The sequence below is a fragment of the Methylobacillus arboreus genome (genome assembly GCF_020532725.1).
GTDB lineage: Bacteria > Pseudomonadota > Gammaproteobacteria > Burkholderiales > Methylophilaceae > Methylobacillus > Methylobacillus arboreus.
In genome coordinates, this window is sequence record NZ_JAJAVC010000006.1 from 452,833 (window position 1) to 476,541 (window position 23,709).

Consider the following 23,709-nt stretch of genomic DNA (forward strand, 5'->3'; position numbering starts at 1 on the left):
ATCATTCCAAACCGCATGAGTGAAACCGTCTATCTCAACGGCTCATTCCTGCCACTGGAACAAGCCACGATCCCGGTACTGGATCGTGGCTTTATCTTTGGCGATGGCGTCTATGAAGTCGTCCCGGTCTATTCCGGCCAGCCGTTCCGCCTTGACGAGCACCTGGCCCGACTCGCAAATAGCCTGGAGGCAATACGCATTCGCAACCCGCTCAGCCTGGCCGAATGGCAGGGAGTGATCAACAGGCTGGTGCACACCAATGACCACTTCTCCGACCAATCGGTGTACATTCAAATCACCCGCGGGGTAGCGCCGCGCAACCAGGCATTCCCTCCATCCAGCGTCGCTCCCACGGTGTTTATCATGAGCATGCCGCTGGATACTCCGACGCAAGCATTGGTGCAATCCGGCGTCAGTGCCATCACGGCACTTGATATTCGCTGGCAACGCTGCAATATAAAAGCCATATCCCTGCTCGCTAATGTGTTATTGCGACAGGAAGCCGTGGATCATGGCGTGGCAGAAACGCTGATGCTGCGTGACGGCTACCTTACCGAAGGCAGCAGCAGCAATATTTTGATAGTCGAACAAGGAAAACTACTGGCGCCGCCCAAGAACGAGCACATGCTGCCGGGGATTACTTACGATGTAGTGCTGGAACTGGCTGAAGCCAATGGCATTGCCTATTCGGTCGAACCGATCAGCGAATCGCGGCTCAGGGCGGCAGATGAGGTCTGGCTCACCTCCTCCACCAAGGAGGTGCTAGCCATTGTCTCGCTGGATAATGCCGTGGTCGGCACGGGCAAACCGGGCCCGCTGCTCAAGCGCATGTATGCGCTATACCAGGAATTCAAGAAACAAGTGATGCGGAGACAGGTACCCCACCATGGCCAATGAACCTAACGAACAAGAGTCTTTAATCGAATTTCCCTGCGACTTCCCGATCAAGGTCATGGGCGAGTCACACGAAGAATTTGCCAACCTGATCATGGCCGTGATCCAGCAGCACCTGCCCGATTTCGATGCCAGCCGCATTGAAATGCGCGCAAGCACAGGCGGCAGATATGTGAGCCTGACATGCACCGTACTGGTACACTCCAAGCCGCAGCTGGATGATATTTACCGCGCGCTGACTTCGCACCCAAAGGTCAAGTACGTACTTTGATTGCGGCGTTCACTCCATCCAGACATGCATCCTGAACGCACAAACCAGCGCCTGGTTATCCGCACCCTAGGCCGTACCGACTATCTGCCTACCTGGCAGGCCATGCGGGTCTATACCCAGTCGCGGACAGAACATAGCGCCGATGAACTTTGGCTCACCGAGCATGCCCCTGTCTATACCCTGGGGCTGAACCGCAAGGAGGTACGCCCGCCTAGCCGATCCGACATTCCGCTGATTGAAGTCGACCGAGGCGGCAAGATTACCTACCACGGCCCCGGCCAAGCGGTGATCTATGTACTGATTGACCTAAAGCGCCGGGGCATCAGTGTGCGCTCACTCGTCAGCGCAATGGAAAATGCCATCATTGCCCTTCTAGCCGACTCCGGCATTCATGCCGAGGCGCGTACCGACGCCCCAGGCGTCTATGTTCATAGTGCCAAGATTGCCTCGCTCGGCCTGCGCCTGAAGAACCAGCGCAGCTATCATGGCCTGGCACTGAATATCGACATGGACCTTGCCCCTTTCCTCGCCATCGACCCTTGCGGCTACCGAGGCCTGCAAGTCACCCAGGTTCGCGACCTAGTAATCGGCCTGACACCTGAGACGGCGGCACAAAAGCTGCTTGATAAATTGACATCACAGTTAGGCTATACTGACTGCCTGACCGAGAATACTTTATGACAGAAACGACAGAACGTATCGCCCCGCCGCCGCGCAAGGTTGCAGGCGTCAAGGAGACGAGCGCCGAAAAAATGGCGCGTATCCCGATCAAGATCATTCCCATGCCTGCCATGCGCAAGCCGGAGTGGATACGCATGAAAGTGCCAGACAGCGCACGTTTCCAGGAAATCAAGCAGGTACTGCGCGAGAACAACCTGCACACAGTATGCGAGGAAGCATCGTGCCCCAACATCGGCGAATGCTTCAGCGGCGGCACCGCCACCTTCATGATCCTCGGCGACATCTGCACACGCCGTTGCCCGTTCTGCGACGTATCGCACGGCAAACCGCTGCCGCCCGATGCCAATGAACCGGAAAACCTGGGGCGTACAATTGCCCAGATGCGCCTCAAATACGTTGTGATTACCAGCGTGGACCGCGACGACCTGCGCGACGGCGGCGCCCAGCACTTTGTTGATTGCATTGCATCAGTACGCGCTCACTCACCCAATATCCGGGTGGAAATCCTGGTGCCAGACTTCCGCGGCCGCCTCGACCGCGCGATCAACATTCTCAAGGCCGCACCGCCCGATGTCATGAACCATAACCTGGAGACCGTGCCGCGCCTCTACAAGGAAGCACGGCCTGGCTCGGATTACCAGAACTCGCTCAGCCTGCTCAAGGAATTCGGCGAACTGCATCCCGAAGTCCCAACCAAGTCCGGCCTGATGCTCGGCCTTGGCGAAACTGACGAAGAAATCCTCGACGTAATGCGCGACCTGCGTGCCCATAACGTCACCATGCTCACCCTGGGCCAATACCTGCAACCCAGTGCACACCACCTGCCGGTGAAGCGTTTTGTCACCCCGCAGCGCTTTGCGGAATTCGAGCAGCAAGCACTCGCCATGGGCTTCACTCACGCCGCCTGTGGCCCTATGGTACGTTCATCCTACCATGCCGACAACCAGGCACAACAGGCAGGAGTCAGTTTCTAAACCGCCGGCATTATGGAAAGCAACCTTCTCCTCATCCTGCTTGCGCTGTTCCTGGTCCTGCTCAACGGCTTCTTCGTGGCCGCCGAGTTCGGCATGGTCAAACTCCGGCAAACCCGGGTCAAGGCGATCGCCAAAACCCACGGCTGGCGTGGGCGCATCCTGGCAAAAGTGCATGCCCAGCTTGATGCCTACCTTTCCGCCTGCCAGCTTGGCATCACCCTCGCTTCTCTCGGACTGGGCTGGGTGGGCGAACCGGCCTTTGCCGAACTGCTGGAGCCTTTGCTGTTCAAGCTAGGCGTCACCTCGCCCGAAATCATCCATGGCATTTCATTCGTCGTCGCCTTTTTTACCATCTCTTACCTGCATATCGTCCTGGGCGAGCTGGCGCCCAAATCCATCGCAATACGCCAGGCAGAGAGAGTCGGCCTGTGGACTGCTGCACCCTTGTACGCGTTTTACTGGATCATGTATCCCGCCATCTGGCTGCTCAATGCCAGCTCCAACTGGATATTGCGCAAGGCAGGCCTGGGCACCGGCCATGCCAATGACGCACATTATTCTGCCGATGAGCTTAAACTGATCCTGCGCAGCAGCCGCGCTTCGGAAGAACTCACCAAAGATGAATGGAACATCCTCGCGCACACGCTGGATTTCAGCGACCTCGAAGTCGCCGACCTCATGCGCCCCTTCAACGAGGCCATTTCCCTATCGGCAAAAAACAGCTTTGAGGAAAACCTGGAAATCATCTCCCAGCACCGCTACAGCCGTTATCCTTTCGTGGAGCTGGATGGCAAGGTCAAAGGCGTCATCCATCTCAAGAGTTTATTTCTGGCCAAATTCGAGGCAGAAGAACTGCAGGACTTAAGCCAGTTTGTGCACCCGGCCCCATTTGTGGCTCCCGATTTGCCTGCCATAGAACTGTTCCGCCGCTTCCGCGAGGGTAAGGCCAGCCACTTCGCCATCGTCGGCCGCAAGGGGCAGGAACCCCAGGGCTTCATCACCCTGGACAACATGCTGGGCGCCCTGGTCGGCGAGATCCGCGACGAGTTCCGCCAGAGCCAGAATGACTGGACCAAGCTAGACGACGGGACGCTGATCGGCAAGGGCAGCCTGCCCATCTTCACGCTCGAGCGAGCGCTCGGCGTAGAAATCGACAACGACGACGAAGTCGACTCGGTAGGCGGCCTGGTACTGTCCAAGCTCGGCGATATTCCCAAGGAAGGCGATAGTATTCCCTTTGGCCAGTTCGACATCGTCGTCAAGAAGATGAACGGCCCGCGCATCATCCTCGTGCGCATCCACCCTAAGCAGGCCCATGACTAATAAGACTAGCGCTGTCGATATTTTCATCGTGGGCGGCGGCATGGTCGGCAGCGCACTGGCTGCGCGGCTCGCGCCCAGCGGCATGCGCATCGCATTGCTGGAGAACCGTGCCCCTACTCCCTACGACCCAGCCAGCGCACCCGACCTTCGCGTTTCTGCCCTGAGCCCGGCTTCCATTCATTTCCTGGAACAAGCCCAGGCCTGGTTCGCCATCGCTGCCATGCGCAGCGCCCCGTTCAGGCGCATGCAGGTGTGGGAAAACCGCCGCGACCAAGGCACCCTGTTTGATGCTGCCGAGGTTGATGCACAGTGGCTGGGACATATTGTAGAAAACCGCCTGGTGCAGCTGGCCTGCCTGGAAGTATTGCAACATCACGAAAACGTCACGGTGTTGTGTCCAGACGAAGTCAGCCAGATTAGCTATCAGCCCGGAGGCAGCCGTATCAGCCTGAAAAGCGGCCAAGCTTTCGAGGCAAAACTACTTATAGGCGCTGACGGCGCCAACTCCCAGGTGCGCAAGGCTGCCGGCATCGCACTAGACAGTCGGCAATACCCGATGCACGCCCTGGTTGCCACCGTCAACATAGAAGGCGGCGAACGCGACATCACCTGGCAGCGCTTTACCCCTGACGGACCGCAATCATTACTTCCGTTGCCGGGAAACCATGCCTCGCTAGTCTGGTACCACCGTCCGAGCGAAGTACGCCGCCTGCTCACACTGGAAGACGACGCGCTGCTGGACGCATTCCGCGTGCACTTTCCTGCCGCGCTGCCTGAGATCACTGGCCTTGTGCAAAAAGGCAGCTTCGCCATCACCCGCAGCCACGCCACCAGCTATGCCCGTCAAGGCGTCGCACTGATCGGCGACGCCGCCCACACCATCCACCCACTGGCAGGCCAAGGCGTCAACCTCGGCTTCCAGGATGCCACTGTGCTGAGCGAGCTACTTCTCAACGCTTGGCAGGATAAGAAACCGGTTGAAGCATTAACCCTGCTGAAAGAATATGAACGCAAACGCAAACTGGCCAATCATGCCATGCAGCGTGTCATGGACGCTTTCAGTTACGGCTTCAGTAACGACATTGCACCGCTGCGTATTGCCCGCAATCTTGGGCTCAGGCTTGCCAATCACGACGGCCCTCTCAAGCGGGAAGTGATTCGTTATGCGCTGGGATTGAAAACACTATCATTATCCATAGCCTTGAACCTCTTCCCGAAATAAATAAAACCCCACTAAATCCTAGTGGGGAAATCGTCCATACCTTAGAACCTATACCTCATTGTCAGCATGAAGTTGCGGGGATCCCCGAAAAAGTTTCCGCTCGCTGTACTCAAAATTCCAGAGTAATAGCGCTTATCTAATAGGTTATTGATGTTCAATGACAAGTCTATATTTTTGTTGAAGGTATACCCAGCATGCAAATCAACTAGGGTGTAGCCTCCTTGCTTGACTCCATATTGCGTATATATATTGCTTTGCGTTTGAATTCCTCCGCCGATCTTCCAGTTGTCAAACTCTCCCGGCAGGCGATAGGTAGTGTACATTTTGAATATATTGAGAGGTAGATTAGTGCCGTAGCGCTTTCCCATGCTTCCTGTGCCGATCTGGGAATAGGATGATGGCTCAAGGTTTTCGGCATAGTTATAGGTATAGCCAGCCCCCATCTGCCAACGCGTAGCGATTTCTCCAGAGACTTCCAGCTCAATACCTCGGCTACGCACTTTTCCAGTCGTGGTATAGCAGCTTGTTTGCTCTTGTGCGCACTGCGATACATCAAGTTGGGTAGGCAGGTTTTCCAAATCAATCTGGAAAAGAGCCAAGCTTGTATTTAAGCGTCCCCCAAAGTGCTCTCCTTTGATTCCCAGTTCATAATTAGTCCCTTCCCGGGGATCAATCAAGCCGCCCCCTGGCTGTTGGTAATCTTGCGGGGCAAATATTCGAGTCAAACTTACGTATGCCGCATAAGTGTCGTTGAGGTCATAAACCAAACCCGCATATGGCGTAAACTGACGAGTGGTTTTGTAATTAACATTGTTCAGCCAAGTACCGGACCGAATGTTTTGTGTATTTTCATACCAATCGAGACGGCCGCCGACAATTAACTTCAGATCATCGCGAAAATTAAAACGTCCACTAGTGTAAATACTGGATTGCTCGACCTCGACCTTATTAGCGTAAGGGTTTGGAGTCTGCAATATTGGATAAGGTGCTGAGCTTGCCGAGTTAGCGTCAAGGGGATTGAGGATGAAGCTGTAACCGGAAGGCCAACTTCCTGTCCAGTCATCCTTTTTCACGCGATGACTGACGCCGAAAACCAGTTCATGCTCTCTGCCCATCAATGAGAATGGACCGGAAACCATTCCATCTACACTTTTCTGAGTAATGTCATAGTTGTAAGATCCAACGCCATATACGAGGTCGTCGCTACTCCTGCTGAAGCTGACACCAAGCATATCCATTTGGCTTTCGACATAAGTCGCCGCCACCTTGGCTTTCCATTCGTTGGAAAAACTGTGATTGACTTCTGCAAAAACCGTCTTGCTCTCTTTATCCCAGTGCGTCCAACTTGGAGACATGGAATGCGAACGAGAAATAGGCAAGAAGCTGCCATTAGGATAGGTTACCATACCAACCCAGTTCGCACCGGGGTTGTCCTCTTTACTGTATGAAGCCCCGAGGCTTAACGTAGTGGCAGTGGTTATATCCGCTTCAAGAATACTGTAGAGCAGTGTGCGCTTGTTCTCGCGGTAGTCTTGGAAAGAATTCTTGTCTTGGTAAGACACAACGCTTCGGCCACGTAAGGTACCTTGTTCATTCAATGGACCGCTAACATCCAAGCTGGCGATGTAGTTGTCCCAACTCCCAGCCCCGACCGTCAAGGAGCTCTGGAACTCCCGGGTTGGACGCTTGCGTACAAGATTAATGGAACCACCTGGCGAACCGACTCCTTCCATCAAGCCGGAGGCTCCTCGAACAATTTCAACGCGATCGTATTGCGACAATAAGCCGGTACTGAGAGCTGCTTCTTCATAGAAGATGGGCAAGCCATCAATCATCAAATTGTTAAGCTGAAAGCCACGAGAGTTGAATTGCGGACGTTCATCGCCCCATTTAGAGACAGTCAGCCCTACAGTATTCTTGACGACGTCATTCAGTGTATACATGGCTTGATCGTCCATGCGCTGACGCGTTATAACACTGACGCTCTGCGGCGTTTCGCGGATGGATAAATCCATTTTGGTAGCGGTTCTCATGGAGCCGATAGTGTAACTACCTGTACCTTCGGTCATAGCTGAAGACATGTTAACCTCCCGACTTGCTTTGACCCTGACTTCGGGCAGAGTGTTTTCTGCGCTAGCCTTGGGCTCCTGAGCTATGGTCAAAGAATAACTACCATCGCTTTCCTGCCTCACGGCCAGCCCGCTGCCTTGCAACAAAACCTCGAAGCCTTCCCGCAAACGATAAGTGCCGTTCAAACCCGAAGTAGTTTTCCCTTGTGTAGCGACAGGGTCAAACGAAAGCAGCACGCCAGCCTGGGTGGCAAACGTGGAAAGCGCAGCGCCCAAAGGGCCTGCTGCGATAGCGTAGGTTTTTGCCTCTGCCGCAGCTGGCTCGGCAGCATGTGTCGCCTGCATTGACATCACCGCGCCTGTTGCAAGGCTGGCCTGCAGCAGCAAGGCAATAGTGCTGCGCTTGAATGAATGTGTTTTGTTTTCTCTTGGCATGATGCTCCCTGGATAGTGATTGAACGTCTCTATCTGCTTTGCCAAACGAAAATCGAAAAGTGACAATCGAAAATGAATATTATTTTGGCAGGCTTGCCCAAGCCAGTGATCGGGCTTTACGTTGTGCGAGGTTCCAGCAGCACAATATAGCGGGTGAACATAGTGAGCCTGACTGGCAGTGTTCTCGCAATGCTGCGCAACACGGCATCGGTATCCGCTACGGGGAAGGAGCCGGAGATTTTCAACCCATGCAGTTCAGGGGCCAAGCGCAGCCAGCCTTTGCGGTAGCGTTGCAATTCGGCAATAAATTGCGACAAGGGTAGGTTGTCGGCATAGATAAACCCATTCGCCCAGCTCGACGCTTGTGGTGACAACGGGCTTAAGGTGATCTTCCCATGGGCAGAAAACAGGCTAGCCATGCCTTGACTAACGGTATAAGCCTGCTCAGGTGCGGACTGCGGCTCGACCTTGACGGCATGCGCCAGCACGCTGAGCAAGGTGCGGCCATCAGTCTGGCGCACGCTGAATCTCGTACCCAATGCAGTCAGCAGTCCTTCGCGGGTCTGCACGACAAAAGGGCGGTAAGGGCCAGATTCCTGGCCGGTATCGACCATGATTTCACCTTGGTGCAGACGGATCAGGCGTTGTGTAGCACTGAATGCCACATCCAGGACAGAGTCAGTGTTGACGATCAACTGGCTGCCATCTGCCAGCGCCACTGTGCGCTGCTCGCCCACTGCGGTGCGGATATCGGCATTCCAGCTTTGCCACGGCAGTTCTCGATAGGCCTGCCAGCCAGTGCCACTCACAGCCAGCAGGACAGCGAATTGCTTGAGCGCCTTGCGGCGCTCCAGGCGCTTTTGCGGGGTCAGGGTGGCCATGCCGAGCTTGCCTGGCACATGCTCGAACTTGCCGGTGATAGCCTCCACGCGTTGCCATGCGGCATGGTGTTCAGCGCTTTGCTCGCGCCAGGCTTGCCATGCGGCATGGTCGGCTTCGCTGGCCTCGCCCGAACTCAACTGGGCATACCAGGCAATGGCCGCCTGCAAGGCGGATTGTTCGGTCGGTGGCGGAATAGTAGACATGCAGACGACTAAACCGCGGGCATTTCCACGGCAAGGCAATGCGCCAATGCCCGCATGATGTATTTACGCACTGAACTTACCGAGACATCGAGGCGCTGGGCAATCTCGGCGTGCGAGGCGCCTTCGAGCTGCACCATGAGGAAAGCAATGCGTACCTTGGGCGGCAATCCATCCAGCATCACATCAATTTCCATCAGGGTTTCCAGCAGCATGGCCTGCGCTTCCGGCGAAGGCATCTGATTGGCTGGCACCTGAGCCAGCGCATCCAGATAATGCTGTTCCAGCTTGCGCCTGCGCAGTTGATTGACCATGAGTCCATGCGCGACAGTAGTGAGGTAAGCGCGCGGCTCACGCAGGTTTTCCAGTTCGTTCTGGACGGCAATGCGCACGAAAGTGTCATGTGCCAAGTCGGCAGCATCGAATACACAGCCCAGCCTCTTGCGCAGCCAGCCCTGGAGCCAGCCATGATGCTCGCTATAAAGTGCGCCAAGGATTTGCTGCCTGGAATCGGGACTAGAGGACATGTGCTGCGCCAATAATTGAGAATATTTCTCATTTTAGATGAGCAGCAATTGCATCAGCAAGTGGCGTCGACGCGAAAACCGCTGTCAGCAAGGAGCGGAACAGCGGCTAAAACTTAAGAATCGACGGCATTGCTAGAATAATTTCAGCAAGCGCAAGGTAGTGCGGAAATCCTCCTTGAAGCCTCCTTGCACATCAATATCTTTTTGCACCAGCCCTTGAACCTGGAAACTGGGCGTCAGAAACTTCGACACTTCCAGCCGCACCTGGTCAGCCTTTGTCGCCTGCCCATTCTCAATGCCGTCTATGCGTTGCCTGCCGCCCCAATATTTCGAGTACCCAACGGCGAAGTTCCATGTCTTGTCGCTTGGAGGCGCATAAGAAAGCCAGCTCTGGAATTGATAAGTGTTGTCTTGCTTGAGCGTGCCGACCCCAGTGCCCAGCGCATCGTCATTCTTGCCGTACCACATCACATCCCCCGATACATGCAGGGTGAAATCATGGGCGATCACCTGGGTACCGCCAAACTGAAAGTCGAATTTCCAGCGGTTTTCCCCGACATTCAAGGTGCGGCCTGCATCATACGACCCGGCGGGTACGTACAAGTAAGGCACGACCACCAGATTGGTACTGGGATTGGTCACCAGCCAGACAGGAGCAGCAAAGATCGGATCGCCTGCCCCGCTGGCCGAGTCGAGCTGCGCGCCGCCTAGTGAGCCGTTTGACAGCCTGCCGTACGGCAACAGCACCTGGGGGCCGACCCTGAAGCCGCCAATATCCATATACCGGGCATAACGGAAGATACCGACAAATGATTCCAGGCTGGTGTCGTGCTTGATAGTATTCCCCTGGGTAGGCACAAAGCTGTCACGTGTTGTATAGGTAAAATAACCCAGCATCGCATTGGTACCCGCCGGCGCTGGTATGAAGTCCTGTGAATTGACATCCACGGCATGCGCAGGCCCGGCCAGAAGCAAGGCCATGCAGGCCAGAAGACAGCCATGACGTAATTTTTGGGTAAACATGGTTTTCCTTTTGTTTAACTTGTCGACGAGGTTCTGGCAAGGTTTGATGAACCGCACACATGCAAAGGGGTTTAAGCGATGGCTTGGATTTCATAAACGCAGGTGAAACGCTGTTTATCCGGCCCAAAGCCGCGTCACATACCCCTCACCGTGTTCAATGCATGCCGGTTAGCCTTTTCCGACCGGCTCCAATATGTCCTTGAAAACTGCGAAGCTGCTTGGGGTAGCCGGCATCACGGGGAAATTGAACTCACATTGCGGGCAAGGCTCGGCCAATGTCTTTTGCTCCTGCTGCAATTCGTATGGCTTGTCTTCGACCAAGCCGCAACAAGGGCATACGCGCAGTAGGCGTGTGTTGGTGAGCTGGAAGTTGGTGATAATGTCCTCCATGATCGCGCCGCGGGCTGCCCATTCCTTTGCATACTTGTGGTAGGTGTTCATATGCCAGTCCTTCAGGGATTCGCGGCTGATCCAGAAGCTGACTTCGTTGAACCAGGTCGGGTCCTCGGGGTGCACCCACCACGTGAGGTGCAGGAAACCCGGCATTTTCATGAGGTGATTGCGGGTATCGGCAAAAATAACCTTGAATTTCTCGTATCCGTCCGGACTGGAGAATCGCACGCGCTGCATGCTGAGATAAATAGACATTGCTGACTCCTTCATTTTGCTTGGCTACAGTCAAATTGACTGCAAGCGCATTATCAGAAAGAGTTTGGCCGGCCCGTAGAGCCACAATCGCAAAAGTTGATGAGGCCAGATAATTCACTTGACATCCCCGGCGACAAAATACCAATGTAGAAAAAAGGGGGATAATCTCCCAGAGGACATTTCAATGGAATTACTGATCAATATCGACCGGCACGACAGCCAGCCGCTCCAGGTTCAAATTTATGAAGCTGTCCGCCGCATGATCCTGACTGGCACGCTGAAAGCCGGGCAGCGGCTGCCTTCCACGAGAAGCGTCGCCGCCCAGCTGGAAATCTCCCGCAATACGGTAGTCATCGCCTATGAGAGACTCATGGCGGAGGACTACATTGCCTCGCGCATCAAGGCGGGCATCTTCGTCAATGAAAACTGCCCGAAGCCAGCGTGCTCGCGCGTAACAGCCGCCCTGCAGTGGCTTCACAGGGCAGCCGCATCCGGGTGGGGAAAATTCCGGGCTTTTCCGGGCGCGCCCCGGAATTATGGAAAGAAAAAAAGCTGCGGCCCCAGTTCGATTTTTTTGTCGGACGCCCTCATCCCAAGAGCTTTCCGACGACTTTCTGGCAACGCGCCGTTTCAAGGCACCTGCCATATGCCAACGGCATGCAGACAGACTATGGCGACCCGAGAGGACTGCCCGCTTTGCGCCATGCCATCGCCGAGCATTTGCGCGCCACACGCGGCATTGATGCAGAAGCGGACCAGATATTGATCACGGCGGGCATCCAGGGGGCATTGAACATGCTCGCGCGCATTTTCACCAGCGGCCGCTCCCAATTGAATGTCGCCGTCGAAAATCCCGGCTACCAGGGCGCGGCATTCCTGTTCAGCAGCTATGGCGCCCGGGTGTCTCCCGTAGAGGTGGACGAGCAAGGCCTGCTCGTGTCCCAGCTTGAAGGCTTTCCCGGCAGCCTGGTGTATGTGACACCCTCCCACCAGTTTCCAACCGGCTGCACGCTTAGCCTGGACCGCAGGCTGCACCTGCTGGACTGGGCCTACCGGACAGGCAGCTACGTCATTGAGGATGACTACGACAGCGACTTCCGTTACGACGGGCCGCCCTTGACTGCCCTTGCCGGCCTGGACCGCAAGGGAAGGGTGATCTACCTGGGGACGTTTTCCAAGTCGATCGGCGCCGGCATCAGGCTTGGCTATGCCGTCCTGCCGCGCCATCTGCTCGACCAGGCGCGCATCGTCAAGGCGTTGCTTGATCACGGCGCCCCATGGCTGGAACAAGCGGTTATAGCGGACTTTTTGCAAGAAGGCGCTTTCCTGCGCCACCTGAAGCGTATCCGCAGATCGTACATGGCGGCGCGCGACACGCTAATTGAAACGATTGAACACCACTTCCCCGGCGGCGCATTGCTAGGCAGGGAATGCGGCATGCACATGATGTGGACATTGCCGCCCGGCCTGCCTGCCGCGGAAGAATTGCAGCGGGTGGCACGGCAGCATGATGTCGGCCTGTATCCCCTGCAAGCCGCTGCCGCATACGAGCAGGGCACGCGCGGACGGTTCCGTGGCCGCGCCATCGTGCTTGGCTACACCGGCCTGTCTGCGGACGAAATCAGGCAAGCGATCGCACGCCTGGCCTCTGCCATTTGAAGCTCATCCAATTCCATACCTGAAACCTGCTCACAAAGCCGGCTCATAACGCGCCACGCAGGCAGCCATGTGCAACTGCGGCGCGCAAACGCGCGCGCCATTATCCATGCTGATGCCGCCTCAAGCCATCTCGCTGGCTCTAAATGAAATATGGCAACTGGCTCTATGGGATGGCCAGCCCGCTGCCCTATGCTCCGCCTGACATCGTCTTGAATGCCTCATGGCCGAATGCCTTTGCTGGTTTTCAAGGCCATGCCCTTATCCACTCGATTAACTTGACATAAAAGGCCGAGAACCATGACTAGTACAACCGCTGTTAAAACTGCCCAGGAGAATTTGAAAATAGAGACAGGCAGCAGAAACTTCAATCCTGGAACCTGGACACCGTTTGAATGGGACGACCCCATCTACGGCAAACAGGTAAAAGGCGAAGTTGCCGTTATCCGCACCCAAGGCACTTCCGGCACCCTGATGGCCGGGCTCTGGCGCACCGGCCCCAACATCGCCGGCTGCGAGCCGGACGGCACATGCCATGTGGATTACTCTGCCCCGCTGGGCGATGAAACCATGGTGATCCTGGAAGGGTCGGCGACCGTCACTATCAAGGCGACAGGCAAGCAATACCGCCTTGAGGCTGGCACCATCATCAGCCACCCCAAAGACGTGGAGGTTTGCTGGGATATCGATTCACCATTCCTGAAAAAATTCTGGGTCATTTGGGACAGTCCAAAACAAGCGACCAAAAGCGATGATGTCTTCGTCGGCAACATCAACGACAACCCTGATGTCTGGAGCGCCTATGAATGGGTCGAACCTAACCATGGCCCGCAAGTCTGCGGTGAATTGTTCATGCTCCGCTCGACAGGCAGCACCGGCACATTGATGTGCGGCATGTGGCGCACGGGCGTGGGTATTGCCGGATGCGAAGCGGATGGCTCATCCACAGTTCCTTATACCGCACCGCTTGGCGACGAAACCATGCTGCTGCTGGAAGGGCAGGCCCATGTCGTCAACGAGGAAACCGGGGAAGAATACGACTTCAAGGCGGGGGACGTGATCGCCCTGCCCTCGGGACTGAATATTACCTGGACATCGAAGGGGCCGTTTGTGAAGAAGTTCTGGATCATTACCAGTGAGAACCTTCCCACATAAAGGGGGCGAAGAGTAATCTGTAGCCGGTGAACCGCTGGTTACAGATTGCATTGACCATATTGAAACAATGATGAAAACCAGCTCATGAAATCCCTAGAAAACACACAGGATCAGGCCATGTTCTCAACACCATCTCTCCCTGAGCTGGAACATTCCACCGTCCCGGCAACATCGAACCGGCTCAAGCGCTGGCTATTGCATGTCCTAGCATTGTTGAGCCTTGCCATCGCCATGCTAGGGCTCGTCTTGCCAGGACTTCCAAGCACAGAATTCATTCTGCTTGCCGCATGGGCCGCCGCGCGTAGCTCCCCCCGCCTGCATGCCTGGATTTTGCGTCATCGCTTGTTTGGCCCGTTGCTCACCGATTGGCAGCAAGGCAAATTGCCGCGCCGTGCAAAATGGGCGGCCACTATTGCAATGACAATTACCGCAATAATTATGGTTGCGTTCGTTACACACCTTCCCAGTGTTGTCATCTCCATAAGCTGCATGGCAACCGTACTCACTTGGCTATGGTGCCGCCCGGAGCCATAGCTGTTACAGCCATTTCCTGACTCAAAATTAATACCAATTTTCTTTATCCCACCGCTAGAAACACTCGCCTCAGTAATAGTTTATTGACGTAACTTACTACTTCTCCATACCATGCAACTATACTAACCAGTAAACACCACCATGAAATGGAGGAGGAGAAATGAGCGAATTTTATGGGCAGCAGCACCGGCAATGGCAGGAGGTATTTGATGGCGTTGCCATGGCGGACCGGGTGCGTGACCTGATCGTGTTACCCACGATTCCGGAAGAACATGCAGGATTTATTGCCAGCCGGGATTTTTTCTTTCTTTCCACGATTGACCATCGCGGCTTCCCCACCTGCTCACACAAAGGTGGTCAGCCTGGATTCGTGAAGATATTGGATGACTCGACATTGGCCTTTCCCAGCCTGGATGGCAACAGCATGTACCTTTCCATGGGCAATCTCTCGCTTAACCCGAAGATCGGCATGCTGTTCATTGATTTTGAGACACCGCATCGGGTACGGGTCCATGGTACGGCGAGCATAGACCAGGCCGATCCATTGCTTGCAGAATATCAGGAGGCAGAGTTGGTCGTGCGCGTAAAAATCGAGGAGGTGTTCGTCAATTGCCCACGCTACATCCACAAGCACCAGCGCGTGCAAACTTCACCTTATGTCCCCCAAGCCGGGTGCACCACTCCAACGCCGCAGTGGAAACGCCTGGACACTGTGCAGGATGTGCTGCACCAACCTGATCTCGACAAGGTTGCCAAAATGGGCGGCACCATCACGATAGAAGAATATACGGAACTCATTCTCAAGGGAGATGCCTGATCGTTCACACGCTATTTTTACCATCGACCGATAAAGGAACCAGCATGGCCAAGTTATTGGGTATATCCGGCAGTTTACGCAAACAATCGTTCAATACTGCACTGTTGAATGCAGCAAAGGAGCTTGCACCCGCAGGCGTGGAGCTCGAGGTCGTCAACCTGCATGGCATCCCGCTTTACGATGGTGATTTGGAGGAAACCTCCGGCATTCCTGAAGCCGTTGCCAAACTCAAGCAGAAAATCATTGCCAGCGACGGTGTCATCCTCGCCTCGCCTGAATACAACAGCAGCATTCCCGGTGTATTGAAAAACGCCACTGACTGGTTGTCACGCCCGCCGGCCGATATCACCCAGGTATTCACTGGACGCGCATTCGCTGTGATCGGCGCCACGCCATCGGGGTTTGGCACCATTCTGGCGCAGGATGCCTGGCTTACGGTGCTGCGCCAGCTAGGCACCCGTTACTGGGCTGGCGGTAAACTGCTGCTTTCACGCGCGCATGAAGCATTTGATGCGCAAGGCAGCCTGAGCAATCAACGCAGCAAGGAAGAGTTGGAGAAGTTCATTCAAGGCTTTGCGCAATTTTCTGCACAAAGCTAAACACTGGATTTTGCACTGGAGCCTGGCTTGAAGACATAGAACAGGTTGGGCTCACTGATCACATAAATGCGCTTGTCCGGGCCAATCGCCAACCCCTCGGCCTGCGGCACACTCTTGCTCAACCCTTGAAACCCGCGCCAAAGGGCGAGTGTATCCAGCATCTTACCCTCCGCGTCATATTCCGCCACCATGCGCGAATCATCACTCAGCAGCAGCACATGGCCGCTTGCTACATCATAGGTCACGGCAGACAAATCCCTCAACCCGCAAGAGGCCGTTTCCTGTAGTTTCTCGATATGGATGCTCACCGGCTGGCCAGGTAGCGCATCCACAAACCCATGGATGGCAATTACCCGCTTGGGTGACCGCTCTTTGGCCACCAGCAACCGGCGGCGCTCTTTATCCCAGACAATGCCCTCGAAGCCCTTGTTGTCGTGCGCATACATGGCGAGCGTCAGTGACGGCGCATTGCGGACATCCAGTTCATGCACATCATTCCTGATGTCGGCAATCACAAGCGTATGTGTATCTTCATTGAGGAGTGCGAAACGATTGCCGCCGATATGGGCAATCCCCTCCATATCGGAAATCCCTTGCACATGAATTTTGCGCAATACCTTGCCATCCAGGGCAAGTTCAACAATCAACGGCTGCTTGTTTGAAACGGTAAACAGGGTATGCGTTTCATGGTTGTAGCTGAGATCGGAAAGGTCGGACCCAACGCCGGGAATTTCAATCGCCTCACGTTCAACGACATAATCCTTAAGACGCAGGGAAGCATCCTCTTTGACCTGCTGTGTACTCCACAAATGCCAGGCAATCGCCTCAAGCCTGAAGTTATAAGCGAGTAGCAGCAATGCGGCAATGCATATCAACAGCAAGCCCAGGCGCCTGCCTGGCAGAAATCTGGTCATCTTGATCTATAATCCTTAACAATTACCCATGACAAGAAACTGCCATTAGGAACAAACCCTGTGCAAGACTTGCACGCTAACACAAAGTTCCATATTGAATGTCATTTCTATAACAATTACTTAGCATTAACCATGCCATATCAGGCTTGCCATACTTCATGACCAGAACCATGCCGTACCACAAGACTTGCGAACTCTGCACCACAGCCGGAGGGGAAATTCTCTGGCAAGATGCTTTATGCCGCGTGGTGCATGTAGAAGACCAGGATTATCCGGGTTTCTGCCGCGTCATCCTGAACCGGCATATCAAGGAAATGAGTGACCTCAAGCCTGCGGACCGCGAGCATGTCATGCTGGTGGTATTTGCCGTGGAAGAAGCCGTGCGTGAAGTCATACGCCCTGACAAGGTCAATCTTGCCAGCCTGGGAAATATGACACCGCATGTGCATTGGCACGTGATCCCACGCTTCAAGCGCGACCGTCACTTCCCCAACCCAATATGGGGAGCAAGCAAGCGCGAAAGCTTGCCGCAGGCTTTGGACTCAGGCAGTAGCCAGGCATTAAAGAATGCTATCGCTGCCCGCCTGAATCAGGGCGAGCAGGTTTTTATGGGAATTTGACAGCAAGATTCTCAATAATAGTTACTGGGTGGCTAGGCTGTCTTCCTTGGTAAAGGTCCAGGTGCGGGTGATGCCGATAATATCGTATTCCCTGCGGATGTCTTCCGGAAAGGCGGCATAAGGCGCCGCAAGCTCGACAATGCGCTTGGCGGCATCATCCAGCACCTTGTGTCCCGAGCTGCGTGTAATGTGAATCTTGTCTATCGATCCATCCGCGCGAATATCCACCGACAACTGTAATTTGCCATAGAGCTTTTGCTCCTTGGCCGCTTCGGGATAGTTCAGGTTGCCGATTTTCTCCACCTTCTGCCGCCATGCCTCTACATAGGTCGCAAAGCGGTACTCTTGTGTACGTCCACCCAGTTCCTTGCGTTTGGGGCGTTTCTGGTATTCGTCCTGCTGCTTGGCAATCTGAGCTTCCAGCCTCGCAATATCCATGCTGCTGGCAATCAGATCACGCGCATTGAGATTCTTTGGCGCATCTTGCTGTTGACCATGATCAGGCGTTGAAGTCGCAGCACTCTGTGCAGGCGCAGATTCAACCTTTTTCTGCTCCTTGAGCTGGGTCATGAGTTCCTGCGCCTGGCGCTCCAGCTCAGCTACCTTACCCTGCTGCGTCTGTTCCTGCTTTTCCTCACCAGGGCGCGAGGCAGCCGAGGCTTCCACCGACTGATCAGGAGTCACCTCGGTTTTCTTTTTCCTCGGCGGGGGCAGGGCAGTCTTCATCTGCCTGTCCTGGTCGGTATTTCCACCTTTATCCAGGTTGGCTTGCGCCAAGGCATCGGCCTTCTTGGGCTTGGATTCGGTCTTGGCATTGACCAGGACTACCTCCAGCGGCGGAATATTATCCTTGAGGAACTTGAGGTCGGGCGCCTCGAAATTGACCGAAAGAATCAGGATAACGTGAAACACGGCTGAAACCAGCAAGGCCCAACCCAGTATGCCCATTTCTTTCAAGCCAGGCAGGCTCACTCAGCCAGCCTCTGCAACAGGCGTTGATGGATACCGCCAAATCCGCCATTGCTCATGACCAGGATATGATCGCCAGGCTGCGCCTCTGCCGCAATCGCCTCCACCAACACCGGCAATGAATCGAATACGGCCGACTTGTGCTGCACAGGTTGCAATGCAGCGGCAGCATCCCAGCCCAGGTGCTCGCCGTAGCAGAACACCTGGTCGGCATCAGCCAGGCTTTGCGGCAAGGCATCCTTCATCACGCCCGACTTCATGGTATTGGAACGCGGTTCAAGCACGGCCAGGATGCGTGCCTGGCCGACCTTGGCGCGCAAACCCGCCACCGTGGTGGCAATCGCGGTAGGATGATGGGCAAAGTCGTCATAAACGGTAATGCCGTTGACCACGCCACGCACCTCCATGCGCCGCTTGACATTCCTGAACTCGGAAAGCGCCACAATGCCGGTTTCAATCGCCACACCGGCATGACGCGCCGCAGCCAAGGCAGCCAGCGCATTCATGCGGTTATGTTCGCCCAGTAACTGCCATTGCACCCTGCCTTTGGACTCGCCCTTGAAGTCCACGGTAAAGCTGCCTTCAGCATCCACATCCTGCGCCTGCCAGTCGGTGCCGAAATACTCCACAGGTGTCCAGCAGCCACGCTTGATGACCCGCTTGAGGCTGTCCTCCCTGCCATTGGCCACCAGCAAGCCATTGCCGGGCACCGTGCGCACCAGATGGTGGAACTGGGTTTCTATCGCCGCCAGATCGGCAAAAATGTCCGCATGGTCGAATTCCAGGTTGTTGAGGATGGCCGTGCGCGGGCGGTAATGCACAAACTTGGAGCGCTTGTCGAAAAACGCCGTGTCGTATTCATCGGCCTCAATCACGAAAAACGGCGAAATGCTCTTGTCGTCCTGGCGCGGCACACCGGGCCGCCGCGCGGAAACGCCAAAATTCTCTGGCACGCCACCAATCAGGAAGCCAGGGGCCAAACCGGCATATTCCAGTATCCAGGCCAGCATGGAAGTGGTGGTGGTCTTGCCATGGGTGCCGGCTACAGCGAGCACCCACTTTTCCTGCTCACCTGGCCGTGCATAGAGAATATTCTCGGCCAGCCATTGTGGGCCGGAGATATAGGACAAACCGCGGTTGAGAATTTCCTCCATCAGGGGATTGCCACGCGCCACCACATTGCCCACGACATAAATGTCGGGGTTGAGGGAAACCTGCTCCGGGCCGAAGCCTTCGATCAGCTCTATGCCCTGGGCCTCAAGCTGCGTGCTCATGGGCGGATAGACATTGGCGTCGCAGCCGGTCACGCGATGCCCGGCTGCCTTGGCGAGCACCGCAATCCCGCCCATGAAGGTGCCGCAGATGCCGAGGATATGTATATGCATAAGGCTAAATGAACTTTCGAATCAGGTTGATTGTAGCAAATGCAGACAATCAGGACAGGTTGGGTGCCAGCCAGCGTTCCAGATACTCTTTGGGCAATCCGCGCCGCTTTGCCATATCCAGCAGTTGATCTTCACCAATCTTGTCCACGCTGAAATATTTGGATTCAGGATGGGCAAAATAGAAACCGGAAACCGCGGCACCCGGCATCATGGCAAACGAATCCGTCAGTGTAATGCCGACTTCCTCACATTTCATGACATTGAACATATCCGGCTTGACCGTATGGTCCGGGCAGGCAGGATAGCCGGGAGCCGGGCGTATGCCACGATATTTTTCCTTGATCATCGCCTCGTTGCTCAACGCTTCATCCGGCGCATAACCCCACAAATCCTTGCGCACGCGCTCGTGCAGGTATTCGGCGAATGCTTCAGCCAGCCTATCCGCCAGGGATTTGAGCATGATGCTGCTGTAATCATCCTGCGCGGCCTCGAAGCGCTGCTCGTATTTCTCGATCCCCAGCCCGCCAGTCACGGCAAACATGCCGATGTAATCCGCAATGCCGCTTGCCTTGGGCGCAATGAAATCCGCCAGGCACTGGTTGGGCCGCTGCTCGCCATTGACCACAGGCTTTTGCGTCTGCTGGCGCATGCCGTAGTAAGTGAACGCTACCTGGCTGCGCGTATCGTCCGTGTAAATCTCGATATCGTCGTCATTCACACTATTGGCAGGCAACAGGGCAATCACGCCGCTGGCAGTGAGCCAGCGGCCCTCGATAATCTTCTTGAGCATGGCCTGGCCTTCGGCAAACAGCTTGGTCGCCGCGTCTCCCACCACCTCATCCTTGAGGATGGCAGGGTAAGGCCCGGCTAGGTCCCAGGTCTGGAAGAACGGGCCCCAGTCGATATATTGGGCAATCGTCGCCAAATCAATATTCTTGAACAGGCGGCGGCCAATGAACTTGGGCTTCACCGGGGTATACTCACCGCTGAAACTCAGCTTCGCCTTGTTGGCGCGGGCATCAGCCAGGCTCAGCATGGGCGTACCCTTCTTGTTGGCATGCTGGGTGCGCACGCGCTCATAATCCTCGGCCAGGTCGGCAAGGTAGGTATCGCGCTGCTCCGGCGTCAATAGCGACTGCATCACGGAGACCGAACGCGAGGCATCCGGTACATAGATCACCGGGCCATCGTAGTGCGGCGCGATCTTGACCGCAGTGTGCGCACGCGAAGTCGTCGCACCGCCGATCAGCAAGGGCATCTTGATGCCGTGGAAATACGGGTCGCGCTGCATTTCACGTGCCACATAGGCCATTTCTTCCAGTGAAGGGGTAATCAAGCCGGAAAGACCGATAATATCGGCGCCAGTGGCCTTGGCTTGCTCGAGAATCTCTGCGCAAGGCACCATCACGCCCATGTTGACCACCTCGAAGTTGTTGCACTGCAACACCACCGAGACGATATTCTTGCCGATGTCGTGCACATCGCCCTTCACGGTGGCAATCACCATCTTACCCTTGGGCTTGGCGACAATGCCGGTACGCTCCTCCTCAAGACGCTTCTCCTCCTCGATGAACGGCACCAGGTGCGCCACGGCCTGCTTCATCACGCGGGCGGACTTCACCACCTGCGGCAGGAACATCTTGCCCTGGCCGAACAGGTCACCCACCACATTCATGCCATCCATCAAGGGCCCCTCAATGACATGAATGGGGCGCCCGCCGCCATCCATGACTTTCTGCCGGGCTTCTTCAGTATCGCTCACGATAAATTCGGTCATGCCGTGTACCATGGCATATTCCAGGCGCTTTTCCACCGGTACGGGATTTTCCGGCGTGCCGCGCCAATCCAGCGTCGCCTCCTGCTTTTTGCCGCCTGCCGCTAGAGTGGCGGCAAACTCGATCATGCGTTCGGTGGCATCCTCGCGGCGGTTGAGCACTACGTCTTCCACCCGCTCGCGCAGTTCAGGGTTCAGGTCGTCATAGACGCCTATCATGCCGGCATTGACAATGCCCATGGTCATGCCGGCCTTGATGGCATGGTAAAGAAACACAGTATGGATGGCCTCACGCGCCGCCTCGTTGCCGCGGAAACTGAAGCTCACATTCGAAACGCCGCCGGAAATCCGCGCATAGGGCAGGTTTTCCTTGATCCAGCGCGTGGCATTGATAAAGTCCACGGCATAGTTGTTGTGCTCTTCGATGCCGGTCGCCACGGCAAAGATGTTGGGATCGAAAATGATATCCTCGGGCGGGAAATCCAGCTTTTCCACCAGCAGGTCGTATGCACGTTTGCATATCTCGACCTTGCGTTCAAAGGTATCGGCCTGCCCGACTTCATCAAACGCCATCACGATCACGGCCGCACCGTAGCGGCGGCACAATCCCGCCTGGCGCAGGAACTCGTCCTCGCCTTCCTTCATGGAAATGGAATTGACGATGGACTTGCCCTGCACACATTTGAGTCCGGCCTCGATCACCGCCCACTTGGACGAATCGATCATGATAGGCACGCGGGCAATATCCGGCTCAGAAGCCACCAGGTTGAGGAAATGCGTCATGGCATGGATGGCATCCAGCATGCCTTCGTCCATATTGATGTCGATCACCTGCGCGCCGTTTTCCACCTGCTGGCGCGCCACCACCAACGCCTCCTCGTATTGCTCGTTGAGGATCATGCGCGCAAACGCTTTGGAACCGGTCACATTGGTACGCTCGCCGACATTCACATACAAGGAGTTTTCATCGATCGTGAATGGCTCCAGCCCGGCCAGGCGCGTGGCGACCGGGATTTCCGGAATGCGGCGCGGCGGAATGTCCTTGATCGTCTCGGCAATCGCGGCAATATGCGGCGGCGTCGTGCCACAGCAACCACCGGCAATATTGACAAAGCCGCTCTCGGCGAACTCTTTCAGCAAGGCAGAAGTATCAGCGGGTCTTTCATCAAAACCGGTATCCGACATCGGGTTGGGTAGCCCGGCATTGGGATAAATGCAGACGAAGGTATCCGCGATCTTGCTCAGCTCCTCGGCATAAGGGCGCATCAGCGCCGCACCCAGCGCACAGTTGAGCCCGATGGTCAAAGGCCGTGCATGGCGCACGGAGTTCCAGAATGCAGGCACGGTCTGGCCTGAAAGAATGCGCCCGGACGCATCCGTTACCGTCCCCGAGATCATGATAGGCAGGCGCTTGCCGGTTTCCTCGAAATACTGGTCAATGGCAAACAAGGCCGCCTTGCAGTTAAGCGTATCGAAGATGGTCTCGACCATCAGGATGTCTGCGCCGCCTTCGACCAAGCCCCGCGTTTGCTCATGATAGGCAGCGACGAGCTGGTCGAAAGTCACATTGCGCGCTGCCGGATCGTTCACATCAGGCGAAATGGAGGCGGTCTTGGGCGTGGGCCCGAGTGCGCCAGCCACAAAACGCGGCTTGTCCGGGGTGGAGTATTTGTCACAGGCGGCGCGCGCCAGCCTGGCAGCCTCGACGTTCATCTCAAAGGCGAGGTGCGACATGAAATAGTCATCCTGCGCTACGCTGGTTGCGCCAAACGTATTGGTCTCAATAATGTCGGCACCCGCCGCCAGGTATTGCTCATGTATCTCCTGGATAATGTGCGGCTGGGTCATGGTCAGCAATTCATTGTTGCCCTTGACGAACAGTTCACGCTCACCCTTCGGCGCAGCAAAGTCGGCGAAACGACCTTGTGGCCCACCACGATAATCTTCTTCCGTCAGCTTGTATTGCTGGATCATGGTGCCCATGGCGCCATCGAGGATCATGATGCGCCTGGCGAGGATTTCCCGCAGCAAAACCTCGGTCGGGGACATTTCGTCGTGTTTCATGCAAAACCTTAAATACTGGCGGACTGAAACCTGCCAGGTGATTGAATATTCAGGGCGTGATTATAAATCAGCT

The 23,709-nt window shown here is 55.6% G+C and carries 20 protein-coding genes and 2 pseudogenes; 13 read left to right on the forward strand and 9 right to left on the reverse strand.

The features are described 5' to 3' along the window. Positions 1–15: 15 nt before the first annotated feature. From LG198_RS08200 to LG198_RS08225, 6 genes are read left to right on the forward strand one after another with little or no spacing between them, the layout of a single operon-like run. On the forward strand, positions 16–897 hold the full coding sequence (locus LG198_RS08200) for a D-amino acid aminotransferase (RefSeq protein WP_230342687.1): 882 nt from the start codon (positions 16–18) through the stop codon (positions 895–897). Continuing rightward, on the forward strand, positions 887–1,165 hold the full coding sequence (locus LG198_RS08205) for an HP0495 family protein (protein WP_230342688.1): 279 nt from the start codon (positions 887–889) through the stop codon (positions 1,163–1,165). The genes LG198_RS08200 and LG198_RS08205 overlap by 11 nt, the downstream gene beginning before the upstream one ends. Positions 1,166–1,189: 24 nt before the next feature. Continuing rightward, positions 1,190–1,846 (forward strand): lipoyl(octanoyl) transferase LipB, encoded by a 657-nt coding sequence (lipB, locus tag LG198_RS08210; RefSeq protein WP_230342689.1) that lies wholly within the window; start codon positions 1,190–1,192, stop codon positions 1,844–1,846. Continuing rightward, positions 1,843–2,820, forward strand: coding sequence for a lipoyl synthase (lipA, locus tag LG198_RS08215; protein ID WP_230342690.1), 978 nt, complete (start codon positions 1,843–1,845; stop codon positions 2,818–2,820). The genes lipB and lipA overlap by 4 nt, the downstream gene beginning before the upstream one ends. A 12-nt stretch (positions 2,821–2,832) precedes the next feature. Continuing rightward, positions 2,833–4,143 carry a hemolysin family protein gene (locus LG198_RS08220; RefSeq protein ID WP_230342691.1) on the forward strand — a complete coding sequence of 437 codons (1,311 nt, stop codon included), beginning with the start codon at positions 2,833–2,835 and terminating at the stop codon, positions 4,141–4,143. Next, complete coding sequence (locus LG198_RS08225) at positions 4,136–5,365, forward strand: UbiH/UbiF/VisC/COQ6 family ubiquinone biosynthesis hydroxylase (RefSeq protein WP_230342692.1); 1,230 nt, start codon at positions 4,136–4,138, stop codon at positions 5,363–5,365. Before LG198_RS08220 ends, LG198_RS08225 begins: the two co-directional genes overlap by 8 nt. 41 nt (positions 5,366–5,406) lie before the next feature. Here the strand turns inward: LG198_RS08225 and LG198_RS08230 are convergent, their stop codons facing one another. From LG198_RS08230 to LG198_RS08250, 5 genes and pseudogenes are all read right to left on the reverse strand, one after another. Next, the gene (locus LG198_RS08230) at positions 5,407–7,869 is read right to left on the reverse strand and encodes a TonB-dependent siderophore receptor (RefSeq protein WP_230342693.1); all 2,463 of its coding nucleotides are present in this window, start codon (positions 7,867–7,869) and stop codon (positions 5,407–5,409) included. A gap of 116 nt (positions 7,870–7,985) precedes the next feature. Further along, positions 7,986–8,954, reverse strand: a complete 969-nt coding sequence (locus LG198_RS08235; RefSeq protein ID WP_230342694.1) for a FecR domain-containing protein — start codon at positions 8,952–8,954, stop codon at positions 7,986–7,988. An 8-nt stretch (positions 8,955–8,962) separates the two neighbouring features. Further along, a pseudogene (locus LG198_RS08240) lies at positions 8,963–9,496 on the reverse strand (sigma-70 family RNA polymerase sigma factor); the annotation flags it as partial. A gap of 114 nt (positions 9,497–9,610) precedes the next feature. Next, positions 9,611–10,501, reverse strand: coding sequence for a transporter (locus LG198_RS08245; protein WP_230342696.1), 891 nt, complete (start codon positions 10,499–10,501; stop codon positions 9,611–9,613). Positions 10,502–10,669: 168 nt separating this feature from the next. Continuing rightward, positions 10,670–11,149, reverse strand: coding sequence for an antibiotic biosynthesis monooxygenase family protein (locus LG198_RS08250; RefSeq protein WP_230342697.1), 480 nt, complete (start codon positions 11,147–11,149; stop codon positions 10,670–10,672). Positions 11,150–11,333: 184 nt separating this feature from the next. Here LG198_RS08250 and LG198_RS14430 point away from each other — a divergent pair. The 6 genes and pseudogenes from LG198_RS14430 to LG198_RS08275 form a co-directional block, all read left to right on the forward strand. Beyond that, a pseudogene (locus tag LG198_RS14430) lies at positions 11,334–11,555 on the forward strand (GntR family transcriptional regulator); the annotation flags it as partial. A 35-nt stretch (positions 11,556–11,590) separates the two neighbouring features. Further along, the gene (pdxR, locus tag LG198_RS08255) at positions 11,591–12,808 is read left to right on the forward strand and encodes a MocR-like pyridoxine biosynthesis transcription factor PdxR (RefSeq protein WP_230342698.1); all 1,218 of its coding nucleotides are present in this window, start codon (positions 11,591–11,593) and stop codon (positions 12,806–12,808) included. Between the two features lie 297 nt (positions 12,809–13,105). Next, positions 13,106–13,960, forward strand: coding sequence for a cupin domain-containing protein (locus tag LG198_RS08260; protein ID WP_230342699.1), 855 nt, complete (start codon positions 13,106–13,108; stop codon positions 13,958–13,960). An 84-nt stretch (positions 13,961–14,044) separates the two neighbouring features. Next, positions 14,045–14,494 carry a YbaN family protein gene (locus LG198_RS08265; protein ID WP_230342700.1) on the forward strand — a complete coding sequence of 150 codons (450 nt, stop codon included), beginning with the start codon at positions 14,045–14,047 and terminating at the stop codon, positions 14,492–14,494. Positions 14,495–14,654: 160 nt separating this feature from the next. Beyond that, positions 14,655–15,311, forward strand: coding sequence for a pyridoxamine 5'-phosphate oxidase family protein (locus LG198_RS08270; RefSeq protein ID WP_230342701.1), 657 nt, complete (start codon positions 14,655–14,657; stop codon positions 15,309–15,311). 44 nt (positions 15,312–15,355) lie between these two features. Next, positions 15,356–15,910, forward strand: coding sequence for an NADPH-dependent FMN reductase (locus LG198_RS08275; RefSeq protein ID WP_230342702.1), 555 nt, complete (start codon positions 15,356–15,358; stop codon positions 15,908–15,910). Here the strand turns inward: LG198_RS08275 and LG198_RS08280 are convergent. After that, a complete protein-coding gene (locus LG198_RS08280; RefSeq protein ID WP_230342703.1) occupies positions 15,907–16,824 on the reverse strand; it encodes an SdiA-regulated domain-containing protein in 918 nt (305 codons plus the stop codon). The genes LG198_RS08275 and LG198_RS08280 overlap by 4 nt on opposite strands. A gap of 158 nt (positions 16,825–16,982) precedes the next feature. On the opposite strand from LG198_RS08280, the gene LG198_RS08285 reads away from it, so the two are divergent. Beyond that, positions 16,983–17,444, forward strand: a complete 462-nt coding sequence (locus tag LG198_RS08285) for an HIT family protein (RefSeq protein WP_230342704.1) — start codon at positions 16,983–16,985, stop codon at positions 17,442–17,444. Between the two features lie 21 nt (positions 17,445–17,465). Here LG198_RS08285 and LG198_RS08290 read toward each other — a convergent pair whose 3' ends face one another. Genes LG198_RS08290 through metH form a run of 3 tightly spaced genes read right to left on the reverse strand, consistent with a single transcriptional unit; the run spans position 17,466 to position 23,636 of the window. Then, positions 17,466–18,416, reverse strand: coding sequence for an energy transducer TonB (locus LG198_RS08290; protein WP_230342705.1), 951 nt, complete (start codon positions 18,414–18,416; stop codon positions 17,466–17,468). Next, entirely contained in the window at positions 18,413–19,798 is a 1,386-nt protein-coding gene (gene mpl, locus LG198_RS08295) for a UDP-N-acetylmuramate:L-alanyl-gamma-D-glutamyl-meso-diaminopimelate ligase (RefSeq protein WP_230342706.1), read from the reverse strand. The genes LG198_RS08290 and mpl overlap by 4 nt, the downstream gene beginning before the upstream one ends. 49 nt (positions 19,799–19,847) lie before the next feature. Then, on the reverse strand, positions 19,848–23,636 hold the full coding sequence (metH, locus tag LG198_RS08300; protein WP_230342707.1) for a methionine synthase: 3,789 nt from the start codon (positions 23,634–23,636) through the stop codon (positions 19,848–19,850). Between the last annotated feature and the right edge of the window lie 73 nt (positions 23,637–23,709).